Source organism: Streptomyces sp. NPDC059373, assembly GCF_042751495.1.
Lineage (GTDB): Bacteria > Actinomycetota > Actinomycetes > Streptomycetales > Streptomycetaceae > Actinacidiphila.
In genome coordinates this window covers 156,759-175,070 of sequence record NZ_JBHYXC010000007.1, presented here as the reverse complement: position 1 = coordinate 175,070, position 18,312 = coordinate 156,759, and the positions used below count along the sequence as shown (strand labels likewise).

Genomic DNA, 18,312 nt, shown 5'->3' with positions numbered 1-18,312 from the left:
ACGTCGCGAGCTGATCGTCCGCCCGTTCTGTTCGGAGCTCTGAGCGGCTGACCGGGTCCTGCCGGTACCGGTGCCCAGCGCCATCGGCGACCAGCTGGTACGACGTTCACGTTCTGTAAGATTTTCGGCCGCCCCCGGCGCACCGAATGGGACGAAGCTGAGTGATGAACGCGCGGGTACCGTGACAGACGTACCGGTGCAGAGAATGGAGCGAATATGTTGGTCCGCAGTATCGGTGGGATTATTCTCCTCGTGCTCGGCGCGGTCTGGATCGCGCAGGGCACCGGCGCGATGAGCGGCTCGGCCATGTCCGGCCACGGCCAGTACGCACTGCTGGGCGGGGTGGTTGCGCTGATCGGACTCTTTCTGCTGGTGCAGGCCTGGCGGGTGCGGAACCGCGACCCCCGCCAACGCCTCTGATACTTCCACCGATTCCGCCGCCCGGTGGTCGGCGGCAAGCTGGGCTGCCAGGCGGGTGCAGAAAGGATCCGGCGGTTCATGATCCCCACGCCGGGACAGTGGGGTCGCCGCAACTGCTGATGCTGTCCGGTATGGGTCCCCAGTCGGCCGACCAGCGCGGCGGTCGCGGCCACGGTCAGGGAGCGGGGAGGAACACTCGCCGGTTCATGGGCACGGTCATTTCCCTCCATGAAAGCCCTGGGTGAAGACAGGATGAATAGGTCGATAGGCCTTCGCAAGCGCTCCGTACGCCGCCGGCGCGGGCCCTCAGCCGGCGGCCTCGGCCCGCGGCGGTGTGACGCCGAGCTCCTCGGCCTTCTCCAGCAGTTCGCGCCATATTTTCGGCGCCACGGGCACCCCCTTGGCGGCACGCTCCACGGCCGCGGAGGCGCTGCGCTCGCCGGGGTAGAACACGCCCTCCGCGCCGTCCGCCGCCGGTAGCCCCTTGAGGGTGTTCAGGGCGGCGTCGACGGACGTGGTGAAGCTGTCCGCGTCGCCGAAGGCTGCGGGGTCGAGGGCGATGAGAAGGGCGTTCTGGCGGTGTTTGCGGCCCTGGGGGGCGTCGGAATGGAAGGAGGAGAGGATGGGCGCCCCGACGAGCACGCCGGTGAGCAGCTCGAAGGCGAGCGACATGCCGGATCCCTTGGCGCCGCCCAGGGGTAGCGGCATGACGGCCTTCTCCGGGTCGGTGGTGGGGGTGCCGTCTTCGGTGGCGGCGGCGCCTTCGGGCAGTGGGGTGCCGCTCACTTTGGCCTGGCGGATTTTGCCCAGGGCGATGGTGGCGGTGGCCATGTCGAGCAGCAGCGGCGCGTGGCTGCTGGCGGGCACGGCGATGGCGAGCGGGCTGGTGGCCACGGCGGCGCCCTTGACCCCCGTGTAGCCCATGTTGGGCATCCCGGCGACGAAGCCGATGCCGATCAGGCCCTGTTCGGCGATTTTGGACACGTAGTAGCCGATGGCGCCGGTGTGGACGGTGCGGCGCACCCCCACGGCGGCCACGCCGCTGGTCCTGGCCCGGGTCGCGGCCTCCTCGGCGGCCGCGGTGAGGGCCACCGGGCCGGGGGCGCGGTCGGCGTCGAGGACGGCGACGGCCGGCGTGCCGGACTCGATCGTGATCTTCGGCTTGGCGTTGGCCACGCCCTTGGCGAGCAGTTCCAGGTAGGCGGGGACGCGCGCGATGCCGTGGGAGTCGACGCCGCGCAGAGCGGCCCAGACGAACACATCGGCGGTGGTGCGGGCGTGCCCGGGACTGAGGCCGCCCTTTTCGAGGAGGGCGGCGGCGAAGGTGCGCAGGTCCTCGGCGGGGACCAGAACCTTGCCCGGCTTGGGCGTTGGGGTATTGGGCATGGTGGCGGGAGCCTCCTGGGTCAGCGGGTGACGAGGACGTCGACGACGGCGGTGGTGCCGTCCGCCACGGCCTTGAGCGCGCGTTCCAAGGCGGGGGCGAGGGCGTCGGGTGCGTCGACGGTTTCGGTGTGCATTCCGAACGGTTCGGCGAACGCCGCGAGCCGCGGCAGCCGGTGCAGGTCGGTGCCGAGCCACTCGCCGGTGCCGGCCGCCGCGCCCTCGGGGTAGAACCTGCGGTGGTTGAGGTTCATCGATTTGTAGACGCGGTTGTTGAAGACCACGATCAGCAGCGGCAGGTCGTACGTCTTGGCGGCGTCGTACGACTGGATGACCGGGTTGTAGGTGAACGCGCCGTCGCCGATGGTGAGGACCACGGGCCGCTGCTGAGCGGCGAGTTTGACGCCGAGCGCGACCGCGATGCCCTGCCCGAGCCCGCCCTGCACGTAGAAGTACGAGTCGGGGTCGGCGGTCCGCATATGGCGTTTGACGACGCGGCTGTGGGTGATGGTCTCGTCGACGACAATCGCACCCTGGCCGTCGAGCAGCCTGCGCAGGGTCGCGGCGACGAGCACGGGGTCGATGCCCTCGCCCTGTTCGGCCTTCGTCTCGGCTCCGGCGATCGCGGCCTGCTCGGCGGCGTACCGCTCTTCCTGGACCGTGCGGCGCGCGGCGACTGTGGCAGTGTCGAGATCCTTCGCCCGTTTGGTGAGCTGGCGCAGCGTATTGGTGACGTTGCCCTCCAAGTACCGGTCCGCGAACAGCACTTGGTAGACGACATGGGGGCGCTGCGGCACCTCGTCGATGACGACGACCTGCGCCTTGGACGGGCGCCGGCTCGGCGGGTAGAAGGGGGCGCGGCAGTTGACCAGGAGGATGAGGTCTGCTGTGTCCATCCACGGCCCGATGTCGGAGCCCGCGTGCAGCGGGTGGGTGCGTGGGAAGTTGCCGCACACCGCCGAGTCGGGTTCGACGACCGGGATGTTCCAGGCCTCGGCGAAGGCGACGAGGGCCTCGAAGCCGGCGGCCTCACGGCCGGCCGTCTCCGTGACGATCACGGGGTTCTCCGCCTCGCGGATCATCTGGGCGACGGGGTCGACCTCTTCGGGCGAGCTGTGCGTGGAGCCCGGCTGCACGACGGTCCTGGCCTCGCGGCCGTCCCACTCCTGGAGAAGGATCTCCAGCGGGATGTTGAGGTACGCGGGGCCTGCGGGGGCCCGCCAGGCCAGCTCCGCCGCCCGGGTGATCATCGTGGGCAGGGTGTGGACGCTCCCCACCTCGTTGGACCACTTGGTGAACGGTTGGGCGATACCGTGCGGACCGCCCACGATCGACAGGTTGCGGTACCACTGGCCGCCCGGGTCCTGGCCCGCACCGTCGCCGTAGGTGGTGGACTCCGAGGAGGTGACCACCATCGGGACGCCGGCGAGCAGCGCCCCGTGGACGGCCATGGAGCCCTGCAGCAGGCCGGGAGCCGCATGCAGGAGCACGCCCTGCGGGCGGCGCCTGACGAGTCCGTAGCCGGTGGCCATGCCGACGGCGACCGTCTCGTGTGTCAGGTCGAGGTACTTCGGACAGGGGAGCCCGTCGCGGTGGTGCCGGGCGAGGGACTCCCACACCGGGGCCCATTCGGACCCGGACGAGCAGAAGATGTAATCGGCGCCGAGGGCGTTGAAGGCGGATACGACGGCGTCACCGCCGTCACCGCGGTAGGCGCCTGGCGTGTTCTTGGTGTCCGTCATCTCTTGTGGTTCCTCAGCCCTCGATCGGCCAGTTGAGGACCTCGGAGATACCCCGGCCCATGATCCACTCAAGCTCCTCGGGCGTGAAGTCCCAGTGCTTGGTGAACTGCTCGATGGTGTCGGTGTAGGTGATGCCGTGGCCCAGCAGCCGGGTGATGTCGGTGCCGTAGAAGCAGCGCTGCGGGCCCATCTTGTCGACCATCTCGCGCACGTACTTCTCGATGTTCTTGTTCGGGAAGGGCTGCGTGGAGTAGCCCGGCAGGGCGGAGACCTTGACGTAGATGTTGTGGTGCTCGGCGAGGTCGGCGGTCTCCTGGACCCAGTAGCCGATGGCGTCGTCCACGCAGCGGGCCATGATTCCCATGTGGTCGATGATGATCTTCAGGGCGGGCTGCTTGGCGGCGATCTGGCCGAGCTCCCGCTTCCAGATCGGGGCGTGGACCATGGTGGGGACGCCGAGCTCCTCGGCGATCGGCCAGTACCAGTCGTTGGTTCCGTCGATCATCCAGTTGCGGTCCTGGGGACGGTGGAAGGTGAGACGGGTGCCCTTGATGTACGGGTTCTGCGCGAAGTCCTTCAGCATGGCCGTGCCCTCGACCGGGTCGTCCTGCGGGACACGGGCCATGATGCCGAAGCGGTCCGGGTGGGCCTCGCAGGCCTCGAGCGCGTAGTCGATGCGGTTGCCCTCCCACGACGGGGGCAGGATCAGTGCCCGGTTGACGCCGGCCTCGTCCATCAGCTCGAGGGCCTCCTCGTAGGAGAAGGGGTCCTCGCGGTGGCCGTTGAGGCGGATGCGCTCACGCGCGCCCGGGACCCAGGGGCGATCCGGGGCCTCTTCCTTCCAGATGTGGATCTGCGTGTCGACCACGAACATGGTGTGCCTCTTTCGTTTCGATGTGTGGGGTGCGGTGTGCGGTCAGACGTTAGGGCGGGCCGGTGGTGCTTGCGCAGACCTGGGAGTGCAAGCAGTTGTTGCGCGAACGGGTGCTCTGAGCGGGGCATTTCACCGCGCGGCTCAGTCGCGGAAGACCGCGTCGGTGATGTGCTCGGCGATCGCCATGCTGGAGGTCGCGGCGGGCGAGGGGGCGTTGCGGACGGTCGTGACGTTGCCGAGGCGGTGGACGCGGAAGTCGTCCACGAGGGTGCCGTCGCGGTCCAGGGCTTGGGCGCGTACGCCGTTCTTGGCGCGCGCGACGTCCGCTGTCCCGATGTCGGGCACATAGCGTCGTGCGGCCTTCATGTAGGCGCGTGCGGACAGCGAGCCGCGCATCTCCTTGATGCCGGTACGCCAGTGCTGCCGGGCCATGTGCCAGGTGCCGGGCCAGCCGGCGATGCGTCGCAGCTCGGCCGGGTCGACGCGGGAGCGGCGGTAGCCCTCGCGGGCGAGGGCCAGCACCGCGTTGGGGCCGACCTCGACCTCTCCGGTGACCCGGCGGGTGAAGTGGACCCCGAGGAAGGGATAACGGGGATCGGGTACGGGATAGATCAGGCCGCGGACCATGTGGGCCTTTTCGTCGACGACCCGCATGTACTCGCCCCGGAACGGGATGATCCTGGGCTCCTCCGCGTCGGCGGCGAGCCTGGCCACGGTGTCGGCGTGCAGTCCGGCGCACACGACGAGACGGTCGACCCTCAGGGTCTCGTCGCCGGACGCCACCTCCAGGGTGTCGCGGACCGAGGTCACGCGCGTCACGGGGAAGCGCAGGCGGACCTCGCCCCCCGAGTCGACGATGTCCTGGGCGAAGGATTCCGCGATACGTGTGTAGTCGGTGACGGCGGTGCGGGGAGAGTGCAGGGCGGCCAGCCCGGTCGCGTACGGCTCGATGTCGCGTATCCCGGCGGGGGAGAGGCGGCGCAGTCCGGGGACGGCGTTCTCACCGGCGGTGACGTGGAGTCCGTCGAGCCGCGCCACGTCGTCCTCGGTCACCGCGACGACGAGCTTGCCGCACTCGTCGTAGGGCAGCCTCCGGTCCGCACAGTAGTCGCGCAGCATGTCCCTGCCACGCGTGCACAGCCGTGCCTTGAGGCTACCGGGCGGGTAGTAGATGCCGGCGTGGACGACGCCGGAGTTGTGACCGGTCTGGTGGAGGGCCGGCTTGTGTTCCTTCTCCAGGACCACGACGCGGGTTCCGGGGCGCCGCAGCGAGATCTCCCGGCCGACGGCGAGGCCGACGATGCCGGCGCCCACGATGCCGATCGTCTCGTCAGCCATGGGGGTTCTCCGTTCTCATGGTCGTCATGAACCGAAATGGAAGGCGACGGTCTTGACCCGGGTGTAGAAGCGCAGGGCGTCGGTGCCCTGCTCCTTGAACGGCGATCCGGAGTCGCGAAAGCCGCCGAAGGGGTGGTGGACGTCCCAGCCCGTGGTCGTGGTGTTGACGGCGATCTGGCCGCAGTCGGCCTCGTCGGCAAAGCGGTGGGCGGCCGCCAGGTCCCGGGTGAACAGTGCGGCGGCAAGGCCGAACCCGGAGTCGTTGACCTCCTCGACGGCCTCATCGGGTCCGTCGACGGGCCGCACGACGAGCACCGGCCCGAACACCTCGTCGCGCCACACACTCATCTCACGGGTCACGTCGCCCAGCACGGTGGGGTTGACGAAGCAGCCGTGGGCGTGCGCCTCGTCCTTCGGAGTGTCGCCGCCCGCCAGGACGGTCGCCCCCTCCCGCACGGCACGTTCGATGTCGGCGAGCACGCTCTCGCGCTGACCGGTGCTCACCAGCGGGCCGACGGCCGTGTCGGGCGCGGTGCCGGGGCCGAGCCGCAGGGCCGCCACCTCGGCCAGCAGCAGGTCCGTGAACTCCTTGTGGACGGAGCGCTCGACGAGAACGCGGCTGGTCGCGGTGCAGCGCTGCCCGCTCTGCCCGAACCCGGCCGCGATGACGGCCCTGGCCGCGGCGGACAGGTCGGCGTCGGCGAGGACGACCGTGGCGTTCTTCCCGCCCATCTCGGCCTGGAACCGGACGTTGCGGTCCGCCAGCGCCCTGCGCAGCCCCTCCCCGACGGAGTTGCTGCCGGTGAAGGTGACCGCCGCGATGCGCGGGTCCTCGGTCAGGGCGGCGGAGATCCTCCCGATCCGGCCGGTCACCACGCCCAGTACGCCGGCGGGCAGGCCGGCGTCGTGCAGCGCACGGGCCAGGTGCAGCGCGGACATCGGAGTCTCGGAGGCCGGCTTGAGGACGACGGCGTTGCCGGCGCCCAGGGCGGGGGCCAGCTTGCGGGCGGGCGTCAGCAGCGGGTCGTTCCACGGAGTGATCGCCAGCACGACCCCGACCGGCTCGCTGTGGAAGCTGGTGCGGGTGTCAGGGCGCGCGTCGTGCACCAGCGTGCCGTATCCGGCGCGGGCCAGCCCGGCGTAGTACTCGAAGAAGTCCGCGGCCTTCTGCACCTCGCCGTCGGCTTCCTTCAGCGTCTTGCCGTTCTCGGTGACGACGGCCTCGGCGATGGTCGCGGCCCGTTCCCGCAGCAGCCGGGCCGCCTCGAACATGATGCGGGCCCGGTCGAAGGGGCTGGTGCGCCGCCAGGCCGCGAAACCCCGCGCGGCGTGCTCGTAGACGCGGGTGACGTCCTGGGCGCTCATCGCCGGCACCCGGGCGACGGGCTCTCGGACGTCGGACGGGTCGTGGACGTCCAGCCACTCGTCGGACGCCACCCACTGCCCGCCTGAAAGGGTTTCCATCGTACGCATCGAGATCACTGCTCCAGTTGTCGATGAGGTGTTGTGGGTGGTCGGACCGACAACACAGGAAGTCCGGAGGGGCAACCAGACCTGCGGCGGCAGACATTGTTTGCGCGCCGCGACGGCCGGACCTGCGCGAATCGTGCTGGAATCGGCAGCGCTTCGAGCCGTAACCGATCTGGAGGCAGACACATGGCATTCGCCGTCATCGCCCATTACCGCTGTGAGCCCGCCAGCGAGACGACCGTGCGCGCCGCGCTGCTGAAGCTGCGCGAGCACACCCGGGATGAGCCCGGGAACCTGGCGTACGTGGTGCACGCCGAGGCCGACCGGCCGGGCGGTTTCGTGCTGTACGAGCAGTACACCGACCGCGCCGCCTTCGACGCGCACACGGTGACGGACCACTTCGTCGAGCTCAATGTGGAGTGCGTGCGGCCACTGCTGACGGAGCGCACGGTGACCTTCGCCGAGGTGCTCTGAGGCCCCGGCCGGGAAAGCGCGGGTGTGCTTCCCGGCCCCGGCTGCCGTGCGTCAGAACTCGTTGCCCCAGCAGTAGCGGGCGAGGGTCTCCACTAGGACCAGCTTGAGGCGCTGGTCCTCGGCGCTCAGCAGCGGGCGGGTGGCCGAGTCGGCGAAGCCGCGGGAGGGCGCGAGGGCCATGTCCTCGATGTCCTTGACCTCGGCGGCGGCGTCGATGCGGGCCATCACCGTGTCGATGTCCTCCAGTTCGGGCACGCCCGGGTCCACGACCCCCAGGCACGCGTCCCGGTCCTCGGGCAGTGCCTTGAGAAGGTCGAGTTCGGCCTCGGTGCCCTTGTCGTACGGCAGGATCCACCGGTCCGCGGGGACCTCGCCGTACAGACGCTCGGCCCTGGCCCGGTCCACGGCGGCGGGGGCCTCCCAGCCCGGACAGACGCCTATCCGGACGCCCTCGGGGCGCTCGTCGAGCCGTACCGCCAATGCCTCCACGGCCAGTGCGTCCTCGAAGGAGAGCGCGCCGGGGGCGGCCGGTTCTGCGGCGACGTGGCCGAAGAGGAGCGGGTTGTTCAGCTGGATCAGGCGGACGCCCCGGGAGACCAGCATCTCGATCTCGGCGTGGATGATCTCCGCCAGGGCCTCGCCGAGTTCGCGGGCCGATGCGGGGCCGCCCGATGCGGCCGACCCGGGCTCGAAGGTGGTGGCGGCCAGGTAGGCCGGGGAGGGCAGGGACGCCTTCGGCGCGATCACTGTCAGCTCCGCGAGCCGGCCGGCCCGGTCCGCGAGCAGCGGGCCGTTGGCCTTCGGCAGGGACTCCGCCACCCACCGGGACAGGCCGTCCGCCTGCTCCTCGGTTCGCCGGAAGCCGGAGACCGCGTCGAGGACGGCGCTGCGGAAGTCCTCACGGGGGAAGTCCCCGTCGGTGACCACCGTGGAGCGCAGCTTGCGCTGGAAGGCCACCGCCTCCTTGACCGCCGCGGCTTCCGCCTCGTGCAGGGCCTCGGCGTCGATCTCTCCGCCGGCGGCCTTCTCGCGGGCGGCGAGGAGGGCGGCGGGGCGGACCAGGCTGCCGTGGTGGTCGATGCGGTAGTTGAACGTGTCCGCCATGGTTCAGTCGTCCTTTCCTGCCGGCTTGCCCGCGACGCCCCAGGCCGCGAACTCCAGCTCGTAGCCAAGGGATTCGAGGACCTCGTCGGCGACCTGCTGGTCCTCGTCGGCGGTGCCGCCGGCGATGCCGAGGCCGCCGATGATCTCGCCGTCCTTCTTGATCGTGACGCTGCCCTCGGTGGCGAGGATCGGCATGGCCGCGCCGGGCAGCTGGGAGAGCTGGGAGAAGAAGACCGGCTGGCTCTCCTGCCACTTCTTGAGCATCTTTCCGGGCCGCTGCATCACGGCGGCGGTGTACGCCTTGGCGCGGGCGATGTCCGGGGTGAGGGGGCGTGCCCCGTCCGAACGGCGGACGCTGACCACGAAGCCGCCCGCATCCACCACGGCGACGCTGACCGCCTTCCCGATCGAGTGGGCGCGCTTCAGGGCCGCGTCGATGATCTCATCGGCGGCATCGAGGGAGAGGCTGCTCATGCGGGTTCCTTCTGTGCGGTGAGGGTGCGGCGCAGGTGGGCGATGGCCTGGTTGTACTTCTCGGGGGCCTCCCAGTACATGGAGTGCGGGGCGTCCGGGACGATCTCCAGGTGGGAACCGGGCAGCAGTTCGTGGGCGCGGGTCACCGTCTTCACGCTGAGCACGGCGTCCTTCTCGCCGGCCAGGAAGGCGACCTTGACGCCTGCTTCCTGGATGGCCCGGATGTCCTGAAGCGTCGGGCCGTTGGTGTCGAGGTTGCGCAGGTCGGCCATCTTCGCGACGTTGAAGGTGCCCATCTGCCGGAAGAGGAAGGTGAGGTCGGCCCGTTCCTGCTGGAAGCGCTTGGTGAGCAGGCGGTCGATGACAGGGAGCCTGACGGCCTCGGCGCGGTCGGCGGCGGCCAGCTCGGTCAGCTCGGGGTGGCTGACGCCACCGAGGGAGTGGCCGAGGACGACGGAGCTGACCCGCGCGGGTCGCTGGAGGGCGGCGCGCAGCGCGGCGACGGAGCCGATGGACTGGCCGACGAGCATGACGTCGGTCAGGTCCTCCTGGTCAAGTACGGCGATCAGATCGCCGGGAAAGTCCTGCCCGTCGAACTCGGGCATCGACGAGTCGGACTTGCCGAAGCCGCGCAGGTCCACGGTGACGACGGTGAACTCTTCGCGCAGTGCGGCCACTTGCTGCCACCAGGCGGCGTGGTGCCCGCCGCTGCCGTGCACGAACAGGATCGCCGGACCGCTGCCGTGGCGTTCGTAGTAGATGGAGGTGCCGTCGGAGTCGGCGATGGGCATGGAGGTCAACTCCTAGCTGCGTGCTGTCAGTTGGGGCGCTTGCCGTGGAAGACCAGCTCGATCATGGTGTGGTCGGGGTCGTGGATGTAGCAGAACTTGGACTGGTTCTCGGGGCGCTCGATCGGGCGGGTGTGGCGGACGCCCAGCTCCTTGAGGTGGCCGAGGAAGTCCTCCCAGTCGTCGACCTCGACGGCGAAGTGATAGGGCGCCATCCGGTCCATCTCCTCGACCGGGGTGAAGTGGAGGTCGAAGTTGCCGCGGGTCATCAGCACCACGCGGGTGTTGGACTTGGGCATGATCCTCTTCATCCCGAAGACCTTGGTGTACCAATCGGCGGTCCGGTCCGGATCAGTGGTCGGGAAGTTGACGTGGTGGATGTAGCGGGGTTCCCTGCTCATGGCTGCTGCCTTTCCATGCTTTCCGTGGTTTTCCGTGGACGGGGTTGGAAAGGACGCCGATACCGCTGATCTCGACGTCCACGGTGTCCCCGGGATCGATCTGGCACGTGGACTCGGCGCCCATCCACAGGACATCGCCCGGCTGCATGGTGTTGTGCTTGGTGATCTCGACGATGTAGTCGAAGGGGTCGAAGACCATGTCGCCGGTCGGGAACGAGGCGCGGACCTCACCGTTGACGCGGAGCGTGGTCGTCTGCGCCAGGGCATCCACCTCGGTCTCGATCCAGGGGCCCATGGGCTTGAACGTGTCGCTGTTCTTGCTGCGCCAGAAGGTGCGGTCCTGGTGCTGCCAGGTGCGTGCACTGATGTCGTTGCCGATCGTCCAGCCGAAGACGGCGTCCTGCGCTTCCTTGTACGTGGCATGCCGCAAGGTGCGGCCGATGACCGCGACGAGCTCCGGCTCGGCCTCGAACCGGCCCTCGACGCCTGCTGGTTTCACGATGGGCGCGCCGTGGCCGGTCAGCGCGTTGTTGGCCCGGTAGCCCACCTCGGGACGGGTGGGGACCACGGCGGCGCCGTCACCGAGGCCCCGGGCGTGCTCGATGTGCCGCTGGTAGTTCATCCCGACGGCGTAGAACACGGGCGGGACGACGACGGGCAGCCAGGTCGCCGTGGCGCGCGGCACCGTGCCGATGACGGTGGGGCGGCCGTCCAGGGGAGAGCCGGACAGCAGCCGCACGTTGTCGTCCTCCACGCGGCCCCACACGGCCCGTCCGTCGATCGAAACCCGGGTGTACCTCATGGCGGCTCAGCCCGCCAGCAGGTGGGAGACGCGCTTGGTGACCAGGTAGGCGTCCAGGGCCTCGGGCCCGCCCTCCCTGCCGTAGCCGCTCTCCTTGACACCGCCGGAGGGGGCCTCGTGGACGGAGCCACCGCAGTGGTTGACGGAGAGGATCCCGGCCTCGAGCTCGCGTACGAGGTGCTCGGCGGTGGCGGCGGACTGGGTGAAGCCGTACGCGGCGAGGCCGTACGGCAGCGCGTTCGCCGTCCGAAGCGCCTCGTCGAGGTCGCGGAAGGGGACGATGGGTGCGATCGGGCCGAACGGCTCCTCGTGCATGAGTTCCGCGTCCGCCGGTGCGTCGGTCAGGACGGTCGGGGCGAAGAAGTAGCCCGCGCGGTCCAGGCGTTCGCCGCCCGTGCGCACCGTGGCACCGCGGCTGACGGCATCGGCGGTCAGGCGCTGCATCGACGCGAGCCGGCGCTCATTGGCGAGCGGCCCCATGGTCGTGCCCTCCTGCAGGCCGTCGCCGACGACGACCGCCTCGGCGGCCTTCACGAACTCGGCGGTGAAGTCCTCGACGAGGCTCTCGTGGACTAGGAACCGGCTCGGCGAAGTGCACACCTGTCCGGCGTTGGCGAACTTCGCCTGTGCGGCACGGCGCGCGGCCGTGGCCGGGTCGGCGTCCGCGCACACGATCACCGGGGCGTGGCCGCCCAGCTCCATCAGGGCGGGCTTCATGACCTCCCCGGCCGCGGCGGCGAGCAGCTTGCCCACGGGGACCGAGCCGGTGAAGGCGACAAGCCGGGTGACCGGCGAGGCGATCAGGTGGGAGGAGACCTCGGCAGGTTCACCGAAGACGAGGTTGAGCACCCCGGCCGGGAGGCCGGCGTCGACGAAGCAGCGCACCAGGGCGCCGGCGGTGGCGGGGGTCTCCTCCGATGCCTTGATGACGATGGAGCAGCCGGAGGAGAGCGCGGAGGAGATCTTCCGCATCGGCCCACCCGCCGGGAAGTTCCACGGGGTGAAGGCGGCGACCGGTCCGACGGGCTCGCGGCGCACGGACAGCAGGGTGCCGGGGGCGGAGGGGATGATGCGGCCGTAGGCGCGGCGGGCGTCGTCGGCGTGCCAGCGCAGGGTGTCCGCGACACGGCGGGCCTCTCCGGCCGCCTCCGCCAGCGGTTTGCCCTGCTCCAGGGTCATGATCCGGCCGACCTCCGAGCTGCGCTCCGTGAGCAGGTCCGCGGCGGCGTGCAGGATCGCGGTGCGCTTGACGATGGGTTCCCCACGCCACGTCCTGAAGCCCTCGGCAGCGGCGCCAAGGGCGCGGTCCAGGTCGGCGGCGGTGGCGAGGGGTACTTCTCCGATCACCTCCCCGGTGGCCGGGTTCACCACCGGAGCGGTCTGTCCGGTGCCGCCCGCGCACCACTCGCCTGCGATGTACATGTGGATGGCGGGGTAGCCATGGTCGGTCGTCATAGGTGCGTGTGGCCTCTCACGCTCGGCGGATGGGGTGTCAGGAGGTGGAGGAGTCCGGCGTGCCGCGGGAGCCGCGCAGGGTCCAGATGTGGTGGGGCGGCGTGGTCTCGTGGACGCGGGTCTCGTAGGAGGCGTCGACGCGGTCCATGTCCGCCGCGTATTCGACGCGGCCTCCGCAGGGGGCGTGGATGAAGCGGAAGACGTTGGAGCCGACCGTGTGTCGGCCGAGCCGGCGCGCTTCCTGCCATCCCTGGGCGACCATGTGGTTGCCGCCCTCGATGACGTCGTCGAAGCCGGGGACCTCGAACGACACGTGGTTGTGACCGGCGCGGTCGGGCCGGTGGCACAGCAGGAAGTTGTGCTGGTCGTCGTCGCCCTCGCACTGCATGAAGGTGCCCATGGGTTTGACGATGTCGGTCGGCCGGAAGCCGAGGCGTTCGGTGTAGAAGGCCACGGCCTGTTCCTGGTCCGCCTTGGGAATGTTGAGCGCGACATGGCACATGCGCAGTGGCCGCACCCGGCCGACGGGAAGGAGCGGCTCGTTCCAGCGGTGCACCCTGCCCGTCGTGTTCGACGTGCGCACGTCGCGGTCGGGAAGCTTCCGGGGCTGCGCCAGCGTGAGTCCGAGCCCGAAGCCCGTCTCGTCGACGGTGTGGTGGATCCCGTGGCCGGTCTCGGTGACGGACCGGTCCGCGGCCACGTTCCGTACCAGAGTTCGCAGTTCCTCCGGGGTGTCGACGCCCCAGACCACCTCCCGGAGGGTGGGGGAGGGCTCGACGGGTGCCGGCAGGGACGGGTCCGGGGAAGTGTCGAGATGGAGCCTCTGCCCGGCGAGCGTCTCGAAGGCGGCGCGGACGGTGCTCCGCTCCACGAGCGTCAGCCCGAAGTCCTCAAAAAAGCGCACGCACTCGTCCAGATCGTCAACGCTGTAGGTGACCGACTCTATTCTCTGGATTCCCATGCCTCCTCCTTCCCTGCGATTCTGGCATTCTGGCATTCTGCGATTCCGGCCTCAACGGCCCGAGCCCCGTGGATGATGCAATCGTTGGTTGCGCCTCCGGTCGCCTGGTGCTGCTCACTTTTTGAGGGTCGGAATAGGGTTCTGCGAGAACCATGCGGTGAGAAATTCGAGGAATACGCTGACTTTGCGGGGGGTGTCCTGGCCCGGCCCGTAGATCGCGAAGAGCGGCCGGTCGGGTACCGCCAGCTCGGGGAGCAGGACCTGGAGCGCACCGGAGACGAGGTCGTCATAGGCCGGGCGCTGGGGCAGCAGGCCGATGCCGCGCCCGTGGACGGCGGCCTTCTGCAGGGCGATGTAGGAGTTGGACGAGAAGGCGATGTTGCGGATCTTGTGGAGGGTGCTGGCGTGTCCGTGGCCGATGCGCCAGACCGGGTCGTTGACGTGCACGAGACAGTCGTGGGCCGCGAGGTCGTTGGGGTGGCCCAGCGGCCCGTGCTTGTCGACGTATTCCTTCGATGCGCACAGGACGAAGGGGAGGGAGGCGATTTTCTTGAGGCGGACGCTGGAATCTCGCAGGTCCCGCGTGTGGAATGCAATGTCGAATCCGCTGTCGAGGAATTCATACGTTCGGTCGGACATTCCTCCCAGCTCGAATCGGACGAGGATTTTGGGGTGGGTGACCGAGAAGGCGGCGATGGCATCACCGAGATCCAGGCTCCCGATCCATTTGGGGCAGATGATGTTGAGCGATCCCTCGGGCCGGTCGTGGCGCTGTGCGATGTTCGAGTCCTCCGCTTCGATCTCCTCCAGGATGCGCGCGGCGAATTCGGCATAGCGCAGGCCAGGTTCTGTGAGGCTCACCGAGCGGGCCGTGCGGTTGACCAGACGGACGCCGATCTGGCGCTCCAGTTCCGCTACGTGCCGGGAGACGAGCGAGCCCGATGAGTTCAGCACCTTGGCCGCTCCGCTGAAACTGCCGTTGCCGGCGACGGTGACGAAGCTGCGCATCAAGAGCAGACGGTCCATGGTTCCTCCGGCCGTCCACGGCGACGGGCGAGTTGCTCCACGCCGTGTGGAACGTGGGTGTGCGGGTGGGTGCGGGTGAGGGCGGGCGGGTGCACCGGGGTGCGGCTCAGGGGCAGTATTGAGGCGCCTTTTCCAGGTTGTCCTTGGTGACCAGGAGGATCGGGATGTGGGATACCTTGGCGATCTTCTTCTTGTCGAGCAGGCCGAGGGCGTTCTTCACCGCCGTTTGGCCGATGGCCATCGCCGAGTTGGCGACCGTCGCGGAGAAACGCCCGTCCTTGACCGCCGCCAGGCCCTCATCCGTGCCGTTGACCGTCACGATCTTCACGTCCTTGGCGCCGGCCGCGTCGAAGGCCTTCCGGGCGGCGAGGGCCATGTCCTCGTCGGCGACGAACGCGTACTGCAGGTTCGGATGTGCCTGGATCATGTTTTCGGCGACGTCCTGTGCCTTGGCGGCGTTGAACATGCCCGGCTGGTTGGCCACCACCTTGGCGTTGCTCGGGAGGGCTTTGGTGAAGCCGGAGACGAGCAGGTCGGACGCGGCTCCGGGCGCCCCGGCGATGACGCCCACCTGGGCCGCCTTTCCGCCGGTGTCCTGGGCGATCCAGCCGGCGTCCAGGGCCCCCACCTTCTTCAGGTCCACCACCGCTGCCCCGAGGATTCCCGAGGTGTCGCTGGTGGTAACGGACGTCAGGAAGATCGGTATGTTCGCGGCCTTGGCCTTGGCGATGTCGTTCTTGAGCGCGTCGACGTTCACCGTCTGGACGATCAGGGCGTCCACATTGCGTGAGGTCATGTCCTCGATGTTGGACAACTCGGTTCCCGGGTCCTGGTGGGAGTTGGCGGTCAAGAGGGCGGCGCCCTCCTTCTTGGCCTCCTGCTGGACTGCCTTTTGCAGACAGGTGTGGAACGGGGTGGTGGAGCCGTTGACGAACCCGATCGTCACGGAGCCCGAGCTTCCGGCCTGGCTGCTGCCGCAGCCGCTCAGCAGCAACGTGGTGCCGGCGGCCAGCGCGGTGAGTGCTCTGCGGGGACGAACCGGTACGGACATGGGGCGGCCTTTCGTAGGTGCGGGAGGAGTCAGTGCTGTGATGACCGGTGGAGCTGGTTGGCGATGGCCGCGAGGAGGAGCACGGCGCCGACCGAGATCTGCTGGTAGTAGCTGGAAACCTGAAGCAGGTTCAGCGCGTTGGCGACGACCCCGAGCAGCAGGACACCCAGGGCGGTGCCGATGACGGTGCCGTGGCCGCCGGCGAGCGATGTGCCACCGATCACGACTGCCGCGACGGCGGTGAGTTGGAGGGTGAGTCCGCCCGTTCCGGGGCTGCTGGCGCCCAGCCGCGCCAGCAGCATCAATCCGGCGAGCCCCGAAAGGGCCCCGGTGAGGCTGTAGACGATCAGCTTGCGCCAGACGACGTTGATACCGCTGAGGCGGGCCACGTCCTCGTTGCCGCCGATGGCGAAGGCGTCGCGGCCGAAGACGGTGAACCTCATGACCAGAGCGATCGCGGCCAGAACGAGGATGGCGGCGATCAGCAGAACCGGCAGGCCCAGAAGGGAGGAGTCGCCCAGCCCGGACAGCTTGGTCCCGATGGAGACGCTGAGACCGTTGATCACCAGCAGCGCGACGCCGTCGAGCAGCGTTGCCATCGCGAGCGTGGCCACGAAGGGCGCCACCTTGGTGAACGTCACGACGAGACCGTTCACGAGTCCGACGGCCGTGGCCAGCAGGAGCGACACGATCACCGCGACCCCGGTACCGTGCCCGTGCGCGAGTAGCTGGGCCGCGGCGGCGGCGGTGACGCCCGCGTTGCTGCCCATGGAGAAGTCCATGCCACCGGCCGTCATGAGCAAGGTCAGCCCGCCGGCTATCACCGCGACGACGCTGACCTGCCGCAGGATGTTCAGCACGTTGTTGGATGTGAAGAACGAGTCCGCCTGCACGCTGGTGAAGGCCACAGCGAGGATCAGGACGGCGACGAGGCCCGCGTGCGGGATTCCGCCCAGCGCCCGGATCGCACGCCCGACGTGCGGCGCTCCTGTGCGCTGTGCGAGGGCCGGGGCTTCCGGCGGTGCCTTGAGACTCACTGCGGTTGTCCTCCGATCGCGGTGGCGACGAGTTCGTCGCGGGTGATGGCCGTGATGTCGTACTCGGCGACGACGCGTCCTGCGGAGACGACGACGACGCGGTCGGCCAGCCGCATGACCTCCTCGGCGGATGAGGAGGCGAGAAGTACGCCCACGCCCCGGGAGGCGAGATCGTCGACAAGCGCGTGGATGTCCGCCATGGACGCGATGTCGACGCCGTTGGTGGGATCTTCGAGGAAGCACGCGACGGGCGAGGTCTCCAGCCACTTGGCCAGCAGCACCTTCTGCTGGTTGCCGCCCGACAGCCGGCTGACCGCCGGGTTGTCGGTGAGCGAGACAACTCCGTAGCTCGCGCGGAGCGGAGCGGCCCGGCGGGTGAGCGCGGCCCGCCATTGAAGCCGCCGTCCGGCGAGCCGGTCGCCGGCGAGCGTGATGTTCTCGTCCAGGGACAGTTCCGGAATCAGTCCGAGGGCCCGTCGGTCGCCGGTGACGCACCGCAGGCCGCTCGCCAGCGAGTGCGAGACGCGTCCGAACGGAACGGCGGCACCGTCGACGGACAGTTCGCCGGCGTCGGGCCGGCGTCGCCCGGAGAGCAGGTCGAACAGGCGTGACTGCGCGTCCCCGGCGGGACCCAGAACAGCGACGATCTCGCCCTTGCGGACCTGTACGTTGAAGTCGTCGATGGCTCGGCCATGGCACAGTCCGCGGACCGTCAGGGCGACCTCGTCCTTCGGGGCGGGCCTGTGGGGCCGGTGCGACACGACATCGCGGCCCACCATGCTGCGGACGAGACCCGCCTGGTCCATCTCGCCGGCAGGTGAGCTGTGGACGACGGCGCCGTCGCGCAGGACGGTGATCCGGTCCGCGACAGCGAGCACCTCGTCGATGTAGTGGGAGATGTAGACGACGGCGACGCCGTCACCGCGCAGGGTCCGCACGAGCGTCCTGACCTGGTCCGCCGCCTCCGCTCCCAGACACGCCGTCGGCTCGTCCAGGATCAGGACCCTGCCGCCGCGGCGGACTTCACGGGCGATCTCGACCATGGTCTGTTCGGCCACGGTCAGTTCACCCGCGGTCCGCGACACATCGATCTCGATGCCCAGGTCCGCAAGGGCCCTTGCCGCCTGGCTCCTGACCGACCGCCACCGTACGAATTTCCCACGGGTCGGCAGATCTCCGAGCAGCACGTTCTCGGCGACGCTCAAAGTCATGGCCAGTTCGCGCCGCTGGGGCACCGTCGCGATGCCAAGCCGGCGGGCGCGACGCGCCGTCAGCGCGTCCTGGACGCTGCCACCGATCTCGATGGTGCCGCGATCGGCCTGGTGCACTCCGCACAGCATCTGGACGAGGGTGGACTTCCCGGCCCCGTTCATGCCCATGAGGGCGTGGACTTCACCGGGGTGGATGTCCAGGGAAACGTTTCTGAGGGCCGCCGCTCCGCCGAAGGACTTGGTGAGGTCGCGTACCCGGATCACGGGGGCGGGTGCCGTCATGTCGATGTCCTTCTGAGCG

Annotated in this window: 18 protein-coding genes; 2 read left to right on the top strand and 16 right to left on the bottom strand. The window is 69.6% G+C overall.

Annotation, left to right across the window (positions count from 1 at the left end; translation table 11 throughout):
* Positions 1–216 precede the first annotated feature (216 nt).
* Complete coding sequence (locus tag ACFXJ5_RS14530) at positions 217–420, top strand: hypothetical protein (RefSeq protein ID WP_384630699.1); 204 nt, start codon at positions 217–219, stop codon at positions 418–420.
* Positions 421–726: 306 nt separating this feature from the next.
* Here ACFXJ5_RS14530 and ACFXJ5_RS14525 read toward each other — a convergent pair whose 3' ends face one another.
* The 5 genes from ACFXJ5_RS14525 to ACFXJ5_RS14505 form a co-directional block, all read right to left on the bottom strand.
* On the bottom strand, positions 727–1,806 hold the full coding sequence (locus ACFXJ5_RS14525) for an Ldh family oxidoreductase (RefSeq protein ID WP_384630698.1): 1,080 nt from the start codon (positions 1,804–1,806) through the stop codon (positions 727–729).
* A 20-nt stretch (positions 1,807–1,826) separates the two neighbouring features.
* Positions 1,827–3,545 (bottom strand): thiamine pyrophosphate-dependent enzyme, encoded by a 1,719-nt coding sequence (locus ACFXJ5_RS14520; protein ID WP_384630697.1) that lies wholly within the window; start codon positions 3,543–3,545, stop codon positions 1,827–1,829.
* Between the two features lie 13 nt (positions 3,546–3,558).
* The gene (locus tag ACFXJ5_RS14515) at positions 3,559–4,419 is read right to left on the bottom strand and encodes an amidohydrolase family protein (protein WP_384630696.1); all 861 of its coding nucleotides are present in this window, start codon (positions 4,417–4,419) and stop codon (positions 3,559–3,561) included.
* 141 nt (positions 4,420–4,560) lie between these two features.
* Complete coding sequence (gene lhgO / locus ACFXJ5_RS14510; RefSeq protein ID WP_384630695.1) at positions 4,561–5,757, bottom strand: L-2-hydroxyglutarate oxidase; 1,197 nt, start codon at positions 5,755–5,757, stop codon at positions 4,561–4,563.
* Positions 5,758–5,781: 24 nt separating this feature from the next.
* Positions 5,782–7,221, bottom strand: a complete 1,440-nt coding sequence (locus ACFXJ5_RS14505; RefSeq protein WP_384630694.1) for an aldehyde dehydrogenase family protein — start codon at positions 7,219–7,221, stop codon at positions 5,782–5,784.
* A gap of 192 nt (positions 7,222–7,413) precedes the next feature.
* On the opposite strand from ACFXJ5_RS14505, the gene ACFXJ5_RS14500 reads away from it, so the two are divergent.
* On the top strand, positions 7,414–7,701 hold the full coding sequence (locus tag ACFXJ5_RS14500; protein WP_384630693.1) for a putative quinol monooxygenase: 288 nt from the start codon (positions 7,414–7,416) through the stop codon (positions 7,699–7,701).
* A gap of 51 nt (positions 7,702–7,752) precedes the next feature.
* On the opposite strand, the gene ACFXJ5_RS14495 is transcribed toward ACFXJ5_RS14500, so the two are convergent.
* The 11 genes from ACFXJ5_RS14495 to ACFXJ5_RS14445 form a co-directional block, all read right to left on the bottom strand.
* Positions 7,753–8,805: a methionine synthase II (cobalamin-independent)-like protein gene (locus tag ACFXJ5_RS14495; RefSeq protein ID WP_384630692.1), complete on the bottom strand. Its 1,053-nt coding sequence runs from the start codon at positions 8,803–8,805 to the stop codon at positions 7,753–7,755.
* A gap of 3 nt (positions 8,806–8,808) precedes the next feature.
* The gene (locus ACFXJ5_RS14490) at positions 8,809–9,279 is read right to left on the bottom strand and encodes a heme-binding protein (RefSeq protein WP_384630691.1); all 471 of its coding nucleotides are present in this window, start codon (positions 9,277–9,279) and stop codon (positions 8,809–8,811) included.
* Positions 9,276–10,070, bottom strand: a complete 795-nt coding sequence (locus ACFXJ5_RS14485) for an alpha/beta fold hydrolase (protein WP_384630690.1) — start codon at positions 10,068–10,070, stop codon at positions 9,276–9,278. Before ACFXJ5_RS14485 ends, ACFXJ5_RS14490 begins: the two co-directional genes overlap by 4 nt.
* A 26-nt stretch (positions 10,071–10,096) precedes the next feature.
* Positions 10,097–10,468, bottom strand: a complete 372-nt coding sequence (locus ACFXJ5_RS14480; RefSeq protein WP_384630689.1) for a VOC family protein — start codon at positions 10,466–10,468, stop codon at positions 10,097–10,099.
* Complete coding sequence (locus ACFXJ5_RS14475) at positions 10,419–11,270, bottom strand: fumarylacetoacetate hydrolase family protein (RefSeq protein ID WP_384630688.1); 852 nt, start codon at positions 11,268–11,270, stop codon at positions 10,419–10,421. Before ACFXJ5_RS14475 ends, ACFXJ5_RS14480 begins: the two co-directional genes overlap by 50 nt.
* Before the next feature lie 6 nt (positions 11,271–11,276).
* On the bottom strand, positions 11,277–12,725 hold the full coding sequence (locus ACFXJ5_RS14470; RefSeq protein ID WP_384630687.1) for an NAD-dependent succinate-semialdehyde dehydrogenase: 1,449 nt from the start codon (positions 12,723–12,725) through the stop codon (positions 11,277–11,279).
* A gap of 37 nt (positions 12,726–12,762) precedes the next feature.
* Positions 12,763–13,686, bottom strand: coding sequence for a VOC family protein (locus ACFXJ5_RS14465; RefSeq protein WP_384630686.1), 924 nt, complete (start codon positions 13,684–13,686; stop codon positions 12,763–12,765).
* Between the two features lie 114 nt (positions 13,687–13,800).
* Complete coding sequence (locus ACFXJ5_RS14460) at positions 13,801–14,712, bottom strand: LysR family transcriptional regulator (protein WP_384630685.1); 912 nt, start codon at positions 14,710–14,712, stop codon at positions 13,801–13,803.
* 106 nt (positions 14,713–14,818) lie between these two features.
* Positions 14,819–15,763, bottom strand: coding sequence for a sugar ABC transporter substrate-binding protein (locus ACFXJ5_RS14455; protein ID WP_384630684.1), 945 nt, complete (start codon positions 15,761–15,763; stop codon positions 14,819–14,821).
* Positions 15,764–15,792: 29 nt separating this feature from the next.
* Entirely contained in the window at positions 15,793–16,800 is a 1,008-nt protein-coding gene (locus ACFXJ5_RS14450; RefSeq protein ID WP_384630683.1) for an ABC transporter permease, read from the bottom strand.
* On the bottom strand, positions 16,797–18,293 hold the full coding sequence (locus ACFXJ5_RS14445; protein WP_384630682.1) for a sugar ABC transporter ATP-binding protein: 1,497 nt from the start codon (positions 18,291–18,293) through the stop codon (positions 16,797–16,799). Before ACFXJ5_RS14445 ends, ACFXJ5_RS14450 begins: the two co-directional genes overlap by 4 nt.
* Positions 18,294–18,312: the final 19 nt, after the last annotated feature.

Coding starts and splice junctions, on each gene's coding strand:
- ACFXJ5_RS14530 (WP_384630699.1), top strand. CDS start 217: ATGTTGGTCCGCAGTATCGGTGGGATTATTCTCCTCGTGCTCGGCGCG.
- ACFXJ5_RS14525 (WP_384630698.1), bottom strand. CDS start 1,806: ATGCCCAATACCCCAACGCCCAAGCCGGGCAAGGTTCTGGTCCCCGCC.
- ACFXJ5_RS14520 (WP_384630697.1), bottom strand. CDS start 3,545: ATGACGGACACCAAGAACACGCCAGGCGCCTACCGCGGTGACGGCGGT.
- ACFXJ5_RS14515 (WP_384630696.1), bottom strand. CDS start 4,419: ATGTTCGTGGTCGACACGCAGATCCACATCTGGAAGGAAGAGGCCCCG.
- lhgO (WP_384630695.1), bottom strand. CDS start 5,757: ATGGCTGACGAGACGATCGGCATCGTGGGCGCCGGCATCGTCGGCCTC.
- ACFXJ5_RS14505 (WP_384630694.1), bottom strand. CDS start 7,221: ATGGAAACCCTTTCAGGCGGGCAGTGGGTGGCGTCCGACGAGTGGCTG.
- ACFXJ5_RS14500 (WP_384630693.1), top strand. CDS start 7,414: ATGGCATTCGCCGTCATCGCCCATTACCGCTGTGAGCCCGCCAGCGAG.
- ACFXJ5_RS14495 (WP_384630692.1), bottom strand. CDS start 8,805: ATGGCGGACACGTTCAACTACCGCATCGACCACCACGGCAGCCTGGTC.
- ACFXJ5_RS14490 (WP_384630691.1), bottom strand. CDS start 9,279: ATGAGCAGCCTCTCCCTCGATGCCGCCGATGAGATCATCGACGCGGCC.
- ACFXJ5_RS14485 (WP_384630690.1), bottom strand. CDS start 10,070: ATGCCCATCGCCGACTCCGACGGCACCTCCATCTACTACGAACGCCAC.
- ACFXJ5_RS14480 (WP_384630689.1), bottom strand. CDS start 10,468: ATGAGCAGGGAACCCCGCTACATCCACCACGTCAACTTCCCGACCACT.
- ACFXJ5_RS14475 (WP_384630688.1), bottom strand. CDS start 11,270: ATGAGGTACACCCGGGTTTCGATCGACGGACGGGCCGTGTGGGGCCGC.
- ACFXJ5_RS14470 (WP_384630687.1), bottom strand. CDS start 12,725: ATGACGACCGACCATGGCTACCCCGCCATCCACATGTACATCGCAGGC.
- ACFXJ5_RS14465 (WP_384630686.1), bottom strand. CDS start 13,686: ATGGGAATCCAGAGAATAGAGTCGGTCACCTACAGCGTTGACGATCTG.
- ACFXJ5_RS14460 (WP_384630685.1), bottom strand. CDS start 14,712: ATGGACCGTCTGCTCTTGATGCGCAGCTTCGTCACCGTCGCCGGCAAC.
- ACFXJ5_RS14455 (WP_384630684.1), bottom strand. CDS start 15,763: ATGTCCGTACCGGTTCGTCCCCGCAGAGCACTCACCGCGCTGGCCGCC.
- ACFXJ5_RS14445 (WP_384630682.1), bottom strand. CDS start 18,293: ATGACGGCACCCGCCCCCGTGATCCGGGTACGCGACCTCACCAAGTCC.